This window comes from Luteolibacter sp. (assembly GCF_039920825.1).
Taxonomy (GTDB): Bacteria; Verrucomicrobiota; Verrucomicrobiia; order Verrucomicrobiales; family Akkermansiaceae; genus Luteolibacter.
In genome coordinates this window covers 1-13,593 of record NZ_JBDSCX010000010.1, presented here as the reverse complement: position 1 = coordinate 13,593, position 13,593 = coordinate 1, and the positions used below count along the sequence as shown (strand labels likewise).

Sequence of the window (13,593 nt, the reverse complement as noted above, 5' to 3'; positions counted from 1 at the left end):
CGGGATTCTAACGTCCCGCCCTCACCAATGCCACGGCACACGCCTTGTAATTCGGCTGCCGCGAGTGCGGGTCGAAGGCGGAGTGCGTGAGCTTGTTCACTTCCGGATAGTGCATCGGGATGAAAATTTGTCCCCGCTGGACGGTCGGGGCCAGATAGACGGCGGCCGTCAGTTCGCCGCGGCGGGAGCGGACGGTCACGGCGTCGCCTTCCTTGAGCCGGTATTGGCGGGCGTCGGCAGGATGGATTTCCAGATAGACGTTTTCCGGATAGAGTTTTTTCAGGATGTCGGACTTGGCGGTACGCGTCTGGGTGTGCCACTGGCTGCTGGTGCCGCGTCCGGTCAGCATGAGGAAGGGAAACTCGAAATCCGGTGGTTCGGGCATCGCTGCGGGCGGTGAGAACAGGAACTTCGCCTTGCCACTCGGCGTGTAATAGATGCCGTCCTCGAACAATCGCCGCGACCGGAGGTTGGAAATGATGGGATTCGGATCGCCCATTCCTTCGGAAAACGGCCACTGGATCCCGCCCATCCGGTCGATCATTTCGTAGTCTTCGATGCCGGTGATGTCGCAGGGCCGATCCTTCGTTAAATTCCGCAACAGTTTGAAAGCGGCTTCAGGATTTGTCCACTTTGCGAACATCTCATCGCAGCCCCAGGCATGGGCGATCAGCCGGAAAATCCGGAAGTCGGAGAGAGCCTGCCCGGGTGCTTTCCGGACTGTCTTGAGCGTGCCGATGCGGCGTTCCGAGTTGATGAAGCAGCCATCCTTCTCGCCCCAACCGGCGGCAGGCAGGACGAGGTCGGCGGCCTGCGCGCTTTCTGTGGTGTGGTACATGTCCTGCACCACGAGGAATTCCAGTTTCTCGCGCAGCGCGGCGAGGCGGCCGGAGTCGATCCATGAGTGAAATGGGTTGGTCGCCACGATCCAGAGCCCTTTGATTTTTCCGGATTCCGCCGCTGCTAGAATTTCGTCGTAGGCCATCGAATAGTCGGAAGGAATCGTTTCCAGCGGGATCTCCAACAGGCTGGCCACCTTTTCGCGGTGCGCGGAGTCGGAGAAATCGTGCCCGCCGACGAGTGACGTCGTGTTGGAAAACAAGCGCGAGCCCATCGCGTTGCACTGGCCGGTGATCGAGTTCGGCCCCGTACCCGGCTTGCCGATGTTGCCGGTCATCAGGCAGAGATTGATGATCGCCTGCGCGGTTCTAACCCCTTCGTGCGATTGGTTCACGCCCATCGTCCACCACCAGGAAACCCGTTTGCCCGGCTCTGAAACCGCAAGCGCCAACGCTTCGATCGCCTCGACCGTTAGGCCCGTCTTCTCCGCCATCGCCGCGGGCGAATAGTCCTTGAGAAAATCCGCGAACGCCTCGATGCCCTCGGTTCGCGCCAACGATTCAGCGTCCACCCTGCCATCCCGCAGGACGCAGTGGGCCAGCGCGTAGAGCAGTGCCAGATCGCCCTTGGGTTTCAGCGACACATGCTGCGTCGCCGCCTGTGCGGTTTCCGTCGCCCGTGGATCGATGACGATGATTTTCGGATTGCGCGGATTCCGCATCACCCGCTGCCACAAGATCGGGTGGGCGATGCACAGGTTGGCACCGATCAGCACGATCACGTCGGACTCCTCGAAATCCGCATACGTCGCCGGCGGCGCGTCGAAGCCGAACGATTGCTTGTACGCCGTCACCGCCGTCGCCATGCATTGCCGCGTGTTCGCGTCGCAATGCAGGAAACCCATTCCAAATTTGAAAAGACACCCGAGAAAAGCCATCTCTTCGAAGGGAATCTGCCCGGTGGATAGAAATGCGACCGACTCGCGCCCGTGCTCGGCTTGGATTTTCTTGAAGCGGTCGGTGAAAACATCCATCGCCGTCGTCCAATCCGTTTCCACCAGTTTACCCGACTCGTCCCGCAGCAGCGGCATCGTCGCGCGGTCGGGAGAATCCAGTGGATCGAGCGCCTGCCAGCCTTTCGGGCAGGCCATTCCCAGATTTACCGGGTAGCCCGCTTGGGGGCTGAGGTTGATCGCGTTGCCGTTCTCATCGAGGTGGATTTTCAGTTGGCAGCCGGTCGCGCAATACCCGCATATCGACGTCGTCGTCGAACTCGGCATCAGCCGCGACGGGACTTTCCCCAACCCGAAATGACCGGGCTCCTGCACCAGATCGCGGGTAAGGGGACCGGTATGCTGTTTGAGAAATCGGGAAAGCATGGAAAGAAAATCAAGGGACTCCGCACGCAGGTTAGCACGCCCCGTGCGAGAACCCACGCACAAACCCACCCCACACCGGGAGACGACTCATGGAGCGGATGAAATCCGCTAATCTCCACTTTCGGATCAAGGAATCGTCGCTTTAACGCGGAGAAATTTCGGAGTGGCTCCGAGCGTCAACCGCGCGTGAGCAAGCCCGTCTGCTCCCGTCGTCGGCACCACTGCGAAGGGCGTGAATGGAGCTGTCAGCGTGGTGGACGACTCCGGCACCAGGGTAAACATCGCGGAACTCGGCAGGCGGATCGGATAGGAAAAATCCAATGCGCCGGCCACGATGCCGGTATTGACCAAGTCAGCGTCATTGAGCAAGGGATTCAGCCCCATCGCAAATTCCGTTCCCGCCGGGATTCCATCACCATCCGCATCGTTCGATGCTGGAAGTCCGTTCAATCCATACTTATTCATCCACGTGGCGAAGGGCATGTCGATATCCGACAATGTTTTGTTCGACAAGCTGATGAGCATTTCCGTTGCTGTCAGCGGGGGGAGTCCCGAGTGATAGCGTTTGTTGAACGCATGGATGACTTGGTTTGCGATTACCGTCTGGGCGTTGGTGTTCGGATGGAATCCGCTGCTAATGGGGCCGCTGAGCCAGACGGGGCCAAAGCCTCCGCTATTGGTGACAGTGTTGTTATACTGGATGCCGTGAATGCAAAGTTTGGTCACTCCGTCGAGCATTGGAAGGGTCGGAGTATAAATGTCGGCGTAGCCAATGTGCCTTGTCTCCGCCAGAGCAGAGAGCTGGCTGTTCAAATCGCGGAGTACAACGGATACCCGTTCGGTGTTAGTCGGATGGTAGGGGAACGCGACGTTGACCTTCGGTGTGATTCCCACGTGCGGGACGTTCACCACCACGATCTGGATGTTGGGATTGAGCGTTTGCACGCGATCAAGGATTGCCACCATGTCTGCCATGAAATCCGCGACGAAGGTTCCGGCCGAGCCGCCGTTATAGACAGTTCCGTAGATTTCTTTGATGTCATTGCCGCCGATGCAAATCGTCAAGCGCTGCGCCGTCCCCTGGATCTGGTTTTGCAAATCCGTGACGTTGAAATCCGTGGCATTGTTGAAGTCGGAATAGGTGAGGAGCGAACCCAAGGTAGAAAAATCCGAGTCCGCGCCCATCAAACTGGTGAAGGTGGCCGTTGGATCACCGGTAATGAAGCGTCTCAGGCCGTCAATTTTCAGTCCGGGAATCGCCCAGTTCTGGCTCTGGCGGAAATACAGGCTGAAGGGCGGGTTGCCCGGTGCGGTGACGGTCACATTGTCGGGGGTGCCCAGGCCGAAGGAGGAGCCGCGATACGCCGGTTTACTCAAGATCTCGATCCAGTTCTGTACCGTGAGCGGGAACCCATCGCCGATCGGGCCAAAGGGGACGACGTTTTGCGAAAAACAAAACTCCGCTTCATAAGCGAAGGTCAGTGAATCACCGAGCGTGACGATTTGCTCGGTGGCGGAAACGCTGGTGCAGGACAGGGCCAGCGCGAGAAGCAGGGGGGAGTGGGCTTTCATGGCGACCCATAATTTGCAGCGGAATCCAATCCCGGTCAATACCGCCATTGCGTGCGGAGGCAGAAGCTTGAACCGGTGGAATGCCCCGATTCCCGCGTGGGGATGCCCATCAAATGAGCCGGATCGTCAACGGATACCGGTAAAACAACCCATCGGATGCCTTGATGCAGGCCACGATGGCGAACACGACCGAGGCAAGTCCGAGAATGATCAGCATCGGGATACCAATCAAAATGAAGCAGAGGAAAAACGAAATGATCCCATACAGATAGACGCTGAGGTGGAAATTGAGCGCTTCCTTGGCATGCTCCGCCGTCACGGGGGAAATCCTGCTTTTTCACCAAATACACGATCAGCGGCAGGATGAATCCGACACCCAGCAGGAGCGAGAGGTGGCACAGAATGATCCACAGCTTTTCGTCACTGGCGACCGGGGGTACAGGGGATGGCGGAATTTCTTCCATGACGTCAAGTTGCAGGATTTTCGCCGTTTCGCCAAGTTTCAATTGATTTGAAACAACCTCCCGCCAATCAAGGCTGGGTTGAGATTTTCAACCGGCCGAAATGTTGCGGCTGATTGCCGCCGGCTTCTTCCTCGATGACCACGCGTTCCCAGTCGGCATTGATCGGAGTTACGGTTTCGGGGCCGATCAGCGGAGTCCAGTCATCCTCGGAGCCCAATTCATTGCAGCTTTGGGGGAGATAATCGAGACCGGCATTCGAGGACGCCGTGCGGCGGAGGTATTCGATCCTGAGCCGAAGGTTTCCGGCATCACCGGTGGCCCGGATGTTGGGCAGGCCGGTGATGCCGGTGTCCGCTACCACGATCGAGGTGTCGGACTGGATGGGGGAGAGGTTGAAAGCGCGCTCCAGAAGATTGGGGACGTTGTCCTGATCCGGATCGGCATTGTCGGCCGCGTTGCCGGTGTTTGGGCTTTGGTTGAAATACTGGATTCGCCAGAGATCAGCGGCCGGCGTGGATGCCGGTAGGGTGGTGAAACTCAAGATCAGGCCCGTTTGCGGGAACGGGTTTTCCGCATTGCTGGCGACGGCGCGATAGTAATAGGTGGTGCCGGGTTTCAGTCCGCTCAATTTGGCGGAGAAGGTGTTGTCACGATTGTTTCCAGACACGCTGCGTTTCGCGAACGTGGTGCTGTTGGCGAGCGTCGGACTGGTGCCGTATTGAAACCAGTAGTTGGTGGTGAACTGGCCGGGGTTGAACAATCCCTTGATAGAACAAGAGGTGGTGAGAATGGTGCCGGCCTCCTTGGTCACGGCACCCGGGCCGAAGCGGATGCGGAAAATCTGCCCGCCCTTGACGCGCTTTCCTCCGCTGGTGGTCCCGTCCGCGGAGGTGGCACCATAGAGGTTTCCATCGATTCCCACGGCCAGCGGGGCATCCGGATAGGAGCCATTGGCACCATTGAAGTTGACGATGACAGAGATTACGCCGCCGGGAGTCATCCGATAAACGGTTCCCGATTTCCCACTCCCATCTTCGTTAGTGACTGAATAGAAATTTCCATCCGGTCCGAGCGCGAGACCGGGTTGGGCATATTTTGGTCCCAGTCCATCCTTGAAACTGTAAAGGGTTGTTAGTTGGCCGGAGGGTGTCATCACGAAGGCGGTTCCGTCGCCATAGGCACCTCCGCCGTCCGTCGTGCCGTAGTAATTTCCTCCGGCTGCCTCGCCCCCTTTGACGAGCTCGGATGTGGGATAGGCACCGTTGTTCCCGGTGAAGTTGACCAGAACACTCAACGCGCCGAGCGAGTCGATCTTGAAAATGGAGCCATAATTGTTTGCTCCTCCATAAGTGGCGGTTCCCAAAAATTGAGTGCCGGACATGTTGGTGAGTCCCGCCTTGGGGTAATAACCGGTGCTATAGTTCAGACTTTGCAGGGTGGTGATGGAGCCGTTAGGAGACATGCGGAAGACGGTGCCCAGGTCGCCCGTGCCACCGCCGCTGGTGACTCCGTAGTAGTAGCCATTGTCCGCTTTCACCAAGGATCCCACCGGGAAATAGCCATCTGTGCGGTTGAAATGGTGAAGCGTGGTGCGGGTGCCGTCTTTCGTCGCTAATCTGAAAATCGTCCCCGCATTGTTCGTCCCGCCATTGCCCGATGTTCCGTAGAGATCGCTCTCAGGCCCTTGCGTCAAGGGAGACCGTGCATTCCAGATCGTGCCCAGGCTCAGATTTTCCAGAACCGTCAAGGTGCGATCGGGAGCCAGCTTGAAGAGGGTTCCGAAATTGGTCGCGCCGCCGCTGACGGTGACTCCATACAAACTTCCGTCGGCGGCTTGGAAGAGCTTCGACTCCCGCCGCAGGGTGGGGCCATCGTAGGCTTGCAGGGGTTCGAAAACAGGGCTCGCCAGCATCGCCTGAACCGTGAAATGGCAGGCGATCAGGCTGAGACTCAGGCGTCGAACAAGGGAAAAAGAGAGGACAATCGTCGAGTTCATGGTCGGGGAGGGTTTTGATTTCAGAACGATCATCCAACAGGTGAGTGAATGCAATGTAATTACCCTGTAATTCAATAGTGTCGCCCAAGTCGAGATATTTGTTCCATGGGAGGCAATTTTCGAAACCAGAGGCCGGTGGCCATTGAAGAATCATGCTCTCCTTTTTCCCGATCCCTAGCCACCGCCCCCTTGCCCCCGCATCGTTTAAAACAGCAGGCATGATGCATCCACCAGGCGTTCCAGCCCATCCGGCGTATTGCCTTGCACACATCCGTTAGGGGAGATGATCTGGCACCAACCTGATTCCATGGAAAAAATCCTCCTTCTGCCTCTCGCCGTTTGCAGCCTGTTCAGATACTATGTTTCGGAACAGACGTGACACGTGGCTGGCGGACTTTTTTTCCCAATGAATAGGTTTGGTGCGGAGGGGAGGCACTCACTTCACGTTGGTGAGACAGCCCCAAGTAGCAGACAATCTAGAGACCGGGGAACGGGGAAGATCCGGATTTCTGCGCCCAACGTTGCTCGGGGCTGGGACGGTTTTTGAGGAGCGGTGCGAAGTGCTTCTCGACCTCCCGCGGATCGAGAAAGCGGGGAGCATGGGGCTTCGGGCCGTCGCCTGGTGGGGAAGTCAATTTCCGCCAAGGATCGCGGCTTGGATGCGTTGGATGGTGTCTCTCCTCCATGCTTGAGGATGGTAGCGGAAAAATCCGGATCGTCCAGAGAGAGCTGGTGCGCTTTGACGAGGGCGAGGACATCGGACCAGTCCTTTTCAATGTTGTCGCGGGCGGGCTGGTGGATCGCGTGAAGTTTGAGGGCGATCATCGCCACGACTCCGGGTGTGGCGATGGGCTTCAAATCGGTTTTCGTGAGCTCCAGAGTTTTGAAAACATCGTCATCCACGAACATTAGGTAGAGTGGGGGCAGGGGCAGTTCGAGAGGAGCTTCAAACTGATGGAAATTCGCGGACTCGGCGGAGATCCGGTAGCGCAGTTTGAGAAGCTCGGTTTTCCATTTTCCTGCGGAAGACCGGGGAATCAACAGATCCCAAATCGAAAGTCGCGCGAGGATGGCCGAGGGCTGTCACCGCATGACCGCCGATCATCAGAGCCGGGAGGTCCTTCTCCTCAATCAGCTTGGAAATGGTGGTGAGGAAACTTTGCTTGGTCTGAACCTGGATAGAGCTGCCAGTGAAAGCCAGCGTTCCGTGAGGCCCGGATCTCCGCAGAAACCGGGTTCAATGGATCACGCCCTTCACCGTTTCCCCAGTGCAGGGCGACGGCAGGAGGAAATCCTTTTCGATTTCAAAGGCTCCCAACGCGTCGCGGATGGCTTCCCTAACGGAAATGGCGAGCATCAGCGGCGGTTCGCCGACGGCCTTGCTGCCGTGAATGGTGTTGGGTTGCTTGGCATCTTCGAGGAGCGTGACACGGAAGTCCGGCGGGGCGTCGCTGAAGGCGGGGATGGCGTACGTGCTGGCGCTGTGGGTGAGGAGCTTGCCCTTTTCATCCCATTTCAATTCTTCGGACGTGAGCCAGCCCATGCCTTGGACGAAGCCGCCTTCGATCTGGCCGCGGTCGATGGCAGGGTTCAGCGAGTCGCCGACGTCATGGAGGATATCGACGCGGCGGACGCGGTGCATGCCGGTGAAGCCGTCGATCTCGACCTCGCTAACAGCCGCGCCGAAGGCGAAGTAGTGGAACGGCTTGCCCTTGCCCACGGCCCAATCCCATTCGAGATCCGGAGTGGCGTAGAATCCGGCGGCGGAGAGCTGGATGCGGCGGATGTAGGCGGTGGCGGTTAGTTTTTCGAAAGTGATCGATTGGCCGGCAAGCGAGTGGACGTTGCCATTGCCGAAGCGGATGTCGGCAGGCGGGCATTCGAGGAGTTCGGCGGCTAGCGGGATCAGGCGTTTGCGGAGCTGGCGGCAGGCGTCGGCCACGGCCATGCCGTTGAGGTCGGAGCCGGAACTCGCGGCGGTGGCGGATGTGTTAGGCACCTTGTCGGTGCGGGTATGCATCAGCCGGATGCTGGCGGCGGGCAGACCGAGTTCGCGCATGGCAACTCCCAGAATCTTGGTATGCAGGCCTTGGCCCATCTCGGTGCCGCCGTGGTTCACCTGCACCGAGCCGTCGGCGTAAATCAGAACGAGAGCGCCAGCCTGGTTGTAATGTTTGAGCGTGAAGCTGATACCGAATTTCACCGGGGTGATGGCGATGCCGCGCTTGCGGTGCGGGTGGCTGTCATTCCACGACTTGAGCGTGGCCCGACGGTTGACGAATTCGGACGACTCCAACAGCTCGCTCCAGATCCGTGCGAGGCGGTTGCCTTCGATTTCCTCGCCATAGTGCGTGGTGTTGGTCTCGCCGCTTCCCTGATAGAAATTCAGACGGCGGACATCCTCCGGCAGCAGCTCGAGCGCGGCGGCGATGCGCCCAATGATTTCCTCGATCACCACCATGCCCTGCGGTCCACCGAATCCGCGGAAGGCGGTGTGCGAGGTGACGTGGGTTTTCGCAACCTGCCCGCGGAAACGGACGTGGGGAATGTAGTAGGCGTTGTCGAGATGGAACAGGCCGCGGTCGTTGACGGGAAGTGATAGATCGAGCGACCAGCCGCCATCGGAGTAGAGCTGGATGTCCGCGGCGTGGAGTTTTCCATCCGGATGATAGCCGACCTTGTATTTTGCAAAAAACGGATGCCGCTTGCCGGTGGACTCCATGTCGTGATCGCGGTCGAGCTGTATGCCCACGGTCTTGCCGGTTTTGAGAGCGGCCAAAGCGCAAATAGCAGCCCAGGCATTTCCCTGAGTTTCCTTGCCGCCGAATCCGCCGCCCATGCGAGGTGCCTCGACTACGATACGGTGTTTGTGAAGTCCGAGAATTTCCGCGACGATGGTCTGCACCTCCGACGGATGCTGGGTGGAGCTGGAAACATGCACGCCGCCCTCGCCATCGGGCTCGGCCCAAGCGGCCTGTGTTTCCAGATAGAAATGATCCTGGCCGCCGATGTGGAGCGAGCCTTCCAAAACATGCGGGCTTTCTGATAGCGCGGTTTCGATTTCGCCACGGACCAGGAAGTGCGGATCCGTGTGGAAGGAGTTTTCCGTGATGGCTTGCTCGATGCCGAGGATTGGAGCGAGCGAGGCGTATTCTATTTCAATGAGCTCCGCAGCAAGGCGGCAGGCTTCGAGCGATTCCCCGATGACGGCGGCGATGAGCTGGCCGTGGAACAGAATCTCATCCGTGGCGAAAAGCGGCTCGTCATGGCGGGCCGGGCCGGTGTTGTTGAGACCGGGAATATCGGCGGCAGTTAGAATCGTTTGGATGCCGGGAGCGGCGAGGGCTTTGAAAACATCGACGCGCAGCAGCTTGGCGTGCGCATGGATGGATCGCACCGGCCAGACGCTGAGAGCACCCCGGCGAAGCGCGGTGTCATCGACGTAAAGCGCCCGACCGGTAACGTGGCCGATGGCGCTCTCATGCGGCATATCATTTTCCGAATGGCTTGGGAAACGCGACTCACCGAACGGCGGAAGCACGCGGGCGTTGTTTCCGGCGATGAATTTCCGGAAGAGATCCTTGATGAGCACGCGGCGATATTCCGCCGAGCCACGCAGATCGGTGAGCGGAGAGAATTCGCTCTCCAACAGATCCAGAATCGCCGAAGTCGCCTTGAGCGGTTTGCCGATCAATGCGGCTTCTGTCTTGAGCGCGCGGGCTGGTGTAGCGGCAACACCGCCGTAAGCGAGGCGGGCTTCGGTGATTTTCCCCTTGGCGTCGGTGACAATCCGGAACGCGGCGGAAACGGTGGAAATGTCCATTTCGCGGCGTTTGGATACTTTGAAAAACTCGCAACGTCCTTGCACTGCCAGCGGAATCAAAACGGAGGTCATGATCTCGTCATCGCGCAGCACCGTCTTGCGATAGCTGGTGAAAAACTCGCAGAGCGGGACGATCCTTTCGCCGGTGAGCGAGGCGAGCACAACCGAGGCATCGAGTGCTAACAGGACGGGCGGAGTGTCGCCGATGGGGGAGGCTGTGACGAGGTTTCCCCCGAGCGTGGCGCGGTGGCGGATCTGCTTCGAGGCGAAGAGCCGGAGCATTTGATCGAGCGCCGGGTATTCACCGGCGAGTTTTTCTCCGATGTCGGTGAGAGGGGATGCCGCGCCGATCTGCCAGTAGTTGTCAGTTTTTGAAATGAGATGCAGAGCCTCGATCTGATCCAGCGAGATCAGCGTGGAGTAGCGCGTGTGGCGCTTGTTCATCAGCACTGCGAGTTCGGTGGCTCCGGCGATGAACTGGGCTTCCGGATTTTGCGATTTGATGGACAGCGCTTCCGCCATGGTGGTTGGCCGATACCAGCCGCCTGAATTTGATGGCGCGGGTGGAATATCGGAGGGTGCGGGGAGAACAGCGGCGGGTTCTTCAAGTGCCTGAAGCATCGCCTCGCGGATCGGTCGATAACCGGTGCAGCGGCAGAGATTTCCGCAGAGCTGATCGGCGATTTGCTCGCGATCCGGTTTGGTTTCTCCATGATAAGCTTCCGCCATCGAACAGATGAATCCGGGCGTGCAGTAGCCGCATTGCGAGCCATTGCAATCGACCATCGCCTTTTGAACCGGGTGCAGGGTGCCCTCGCGTTCCAGCCCCTCGGCGGTGATGATTTCGCGACCGACCAATGACGCGACGAGCGCCAAACATCCGTTGATCGCACGCGGCGTGCGATCCTTTTCCATCAGCAACAACGTGCAGGCTCCGCAATCGCCCTCGTTGCAGCCGATCTTCGATCCGGTGCGGCCGCTGTTTCGCAGGAAGTCGAGGATGCTTTGGTGGACCGGAACCCCGGAGACGTCCACCGGCGCGCCGTTGATGACGATGATGTTAGGGGAGGCGGTGGACATCTTTGTAGTAAAGGTAGCTGGCGGGTTCGTCACCCATGGCGACGAACCATTGCGGACAATAGGGAGCCATCCAGATCACGTCGCCGGCGGTGACCGGGTAGTAGCTTTCTTCCAGTCGATAAACCCCCTGACCGGAAAGCATCAGCAGCCCGTGCTCCATGATGTGCGTCTCGACAAACGGCAGCGTGGCACCGGGCTGATAGGTGAAAATGTTCACCGCCATGTCGTAGCGCGGATCGATCGGCAACAGCGTCTGCAGCAGCGCGCGGGGATTGCCGAGGAACGGCTCGCCGGGGATGCCGGACGCGGTGCCGAAAACCAGCGGTGGAGGCTCGATGCCGTCTTGGAACTCGAAAATCTTCCGGAAAAGGGTGACTCGGGTTTCATCGTTGCCGGTGATGTTGAACGAGGTGTGCCATGGAATAAAAATGTAGCCGCCATCGGTCAGAGAGATCGATTCGTCGGCGAGTTCGATTTCGCATTCTCCGGCTTCGACGTAGATCACGTGCTCGTGTTCGTCCGACGGGAAAACCGCTTTACCGGAAGCAACATCGAAGGTTACGCGGATCTGTGAGAGATCGGCTCCCATCGCGGGGGAAATCAGCACGTAAGCGGTCGCGTTTTTCCAGCCGGGGAAACTGGACGGCACATGCCCGTCCGGGGCGATGAGGGCGTGGCGTGCCGAGACGATGGTGCGGGTGTGGCCGAAGAGAGACATGGGTTTTGGGAGAGATAGGGGATCGGGGATCGTGGATGGAAGAGTGAAATTCTGTAATGGGTCTGTGTTCTGTCTATCAACTTTCAACCATCGACTCTCAACCTCTTGGAGGGCTGAGGAATTTCCCGCGGGTGTCGGTGGTGACTTTTTGGCCGCGCAGGTAGGTGGCGACCACAGTATAAGCGGATGTCATTCCGATGTAGGGAGAAATTGCGTGGCGCGTGAGAAGCTGGTCGCGGGTGATGGTGAGCGGTTGTTTTTTCAGGACCATGAAATCCGCGTCCTGCCCTGGCAGCAGCGAGCCTTTTTGCGGGAGATGGAAGCGATGCGCGACCTTCCAAGCGAGCTGCAAAACGGGTTTCAGATCCTGGCTGAGCACCAGCGGAAGGCCGTGCTGGATTCCCGCGATGCCGCCCCACATCGCGAAAATATCGCTGCCTTGCTTGAGCTCGGGGGGGGACGGCGAGTGATCGGAGCCGATGGTGTCGATTTCACCGGCGAGGAGTTTTTTCCACATGGCGGCGACGGTGGCCTTTGATCGAATCGGCGGAGCGCACTTCGCTGCGGGACCGGTGGCGATGGCCTTTTCATCATCGAGCAGAAGATAGTGAGGGCAGGTTTCGACGGTGACGCGGACGCCGCATTTCTTGGCTTCGGTCACTAGGTCGATGCCTTCGGGGCAGGTGACGTGGACGATGTGGAGGTCGCAACCGGTTTCTCCCGCCAGCGCGATGGCGATGCGGATGGCGGAGAGTTCGGCCTCGATCGGCCGCGAGTCGAGCCACGCCCGCATGTCGTTCGAAGCGGGCGGGTAGGTCAGTTGGTGTTGAATAATGACATCCGGGTCTTCCGCGTGGACGGCGACGGGAAGTCCGACGCGGGCGGCGATTTCCATGCCTTTTCGCAGCGTGGATGGGTTGGCGGATTGAAATTCGTCGAGGCCGGAAGGGCACATGAACGCCTTGAACCCGATCGCACCGGCGTCGGCCATCGCTTCCATGTGGTTGAGCGAGTCGGGGGTAAGACCGGCCCACAGCGCGAAATCGAGGCGGGATTTTTCCTCGCCGATGCGGCGTTTCTCCTCGAACGCGGTGCGGGTGATGACCGGCGGGCTGGAGTTCAGCGGCATGTCGAAAAACGTGGTGCCTCCGCCTGCCGCCAAGGCTCGCGAACCGGTGGCGAAACCCTCCCAATCGGCGCGGCCGGGTTCGTTGAAATGAACGTGCGCGTCGATCCAGCCGGGAAGGATCAACGCATCGCCGAAATCGATTTCCTCGCGGGCGGAACCCGAGGTGTAGGACCCCGAGTCGGTGATGATCCCGTCGCGGATCGCAAGCGCGCCGTGGGTGCTGTGAACGACGAGATCGTGATCACTCATGGAGCGGTAAATCTGATGATGTATCCCATTGAATGAGAAGAGCAGATGGCGGGCCGGGTTGCAAGGTCGGGGACAGTTTTAAGAGGCACTCGGCTTGCCTGTCAAAAGGGTGCGCACCGAATCCGTCGGTCATTCCAAGCCAGAAGTGGGGCCGGAATTTGCCAGTCAATCCATCGGATTTTCGCCTTCACTCGTCGCCGTGCCCAAGTCTTGCCGCTTAGACCGTTTGCCCATTGGCGTCAATTTAAGGTCTGAAGCCGTTGCCGTTTTGCTTGAGGGATTTCCGTTTTCGTTTGCAGCGACAGATGTGTCTCGGGTCGAGGGGCAGTTCTGCCGATAATCTC

The 13,593-nt window shown here is 59.0% G+C and carries 8 protein-coding genes; 1 reads left to right on the top strand and 7 read right to left on the bottom strand.

Translation table 11 applies throughout. The annotated features are described in order from the left end of the window. Positions 1-7: 7 nt before the first annotated feature. The 4 genes from ABIQ96_RS02340 to ABIQ96_RS02325 form a co-directional block, all read right to left on the bottom strand. The gene (locus tag ABIQ96_RS02340) at positions 8-2,218 is read right to left on the bottom strand and encodes a nitrate reductase (protein WP_348212930.1); all 2,211 of its coding nucleotides are present in this window, start codon (positions 2,216-2,218) and stop codon (positions 8-10) included. 126 nt (positions 2,219-2,344) lie between these two features. Continuing rightward, entirely contained in the window at positions 2,345-3,790 is a 1,446-nt protein-coding gene (locus ABIQ96_RS02335; protein ID WP_348212929.1) for an SGNH/GDSL hydrolase family protein, read from the bottom strand. Positions 3,791-3,899: 109 nt separating this feature from the next. Continuing rightward, positions 3,900-4,109: a DUF4870 domain-containing protein gene (locus ABIQ96_RS02330; RefSeq protein WP_348212928.1), complete on the bottom strand. Its 210-nt coding sequence runs from the start codon at positions 4,107-4,109 to the stop codon at positions 3,900-3,902. 212 nt (positions 4,110-4,321) lie between these two features. After that, complete coding sequence (locus ABIQ96_RS02325) at positions 4,322-6,250, bottom strand: choice-of-anchor tandem repeat GloVer-containing protein (RefSeq protein ID WP_348212927.1); 1,929 nt, start codon at positions 6,248-6,250, stop codon at positions 4,322-4,324. 684 nt (positions 6,251-6,934) lie between these two features. Here ABIQ96_RS02325 and ABIQ96_RS02320 point away from each other — a divergent pair. Further along, on the top strand, positions 6,935-7,162 hold the full coding sequence (locus ABIQ96_RS02320; RefSeq protein WP_348212926.1) for a hypothetical protein: 228 nt from the start codon (positions 6,935-6,937) through the stop codon (positions 7,160-7,162). Between the two features lie 325 nt (positions 7,163-7,487). Here ABIQ96_RS02320 and xdhB read toward each other — a convergent pair whose 3' ends face one another. The 3 genes from xdhB to allB form a co-directional block, all read right to left on the bottom strand. Next, a complete protein-coding gene (xdhB, locus tag ABIQ96_RS02315) occupies positions 7,488-11,153 on the bottom strand; it encodes a xanthine dehydrogenase molybdopterin binding subunit (RefSeq protein ID WP_348212925.1) in 3,666 nt (1,221 codons plus the stop codon). Then, on the bottom strand, positions 11,134-11,871 hold the full coding sequence (gene allE / locus ABIQ96_RS02310; RefSeq protein WP_348212924.1) for a (S)-ureidoglycine aminohydrolase: 738 nt from the start codon (positions 11,869-11,871) through the stop codon (positions 11,134-11,136). Before allE ends, xdhB begins: the two co-directional genes overlap by 20 nt. 97 nt (positions 11,872-11,968) lie before the next feature. After that, complete coding sequence (gene allB / locus ABIQ96_RS02305) at positions 11,969-13,249, bottom strand: allantoinase AllB (protein ID WP_348212923.1); 1,281 nt, start codon at positions 13,247-13,249, stop codon at positions 11,969-11,971. Between the last annotated feature and the right edge of the window lie 344 nt (positions 13,250-13,593).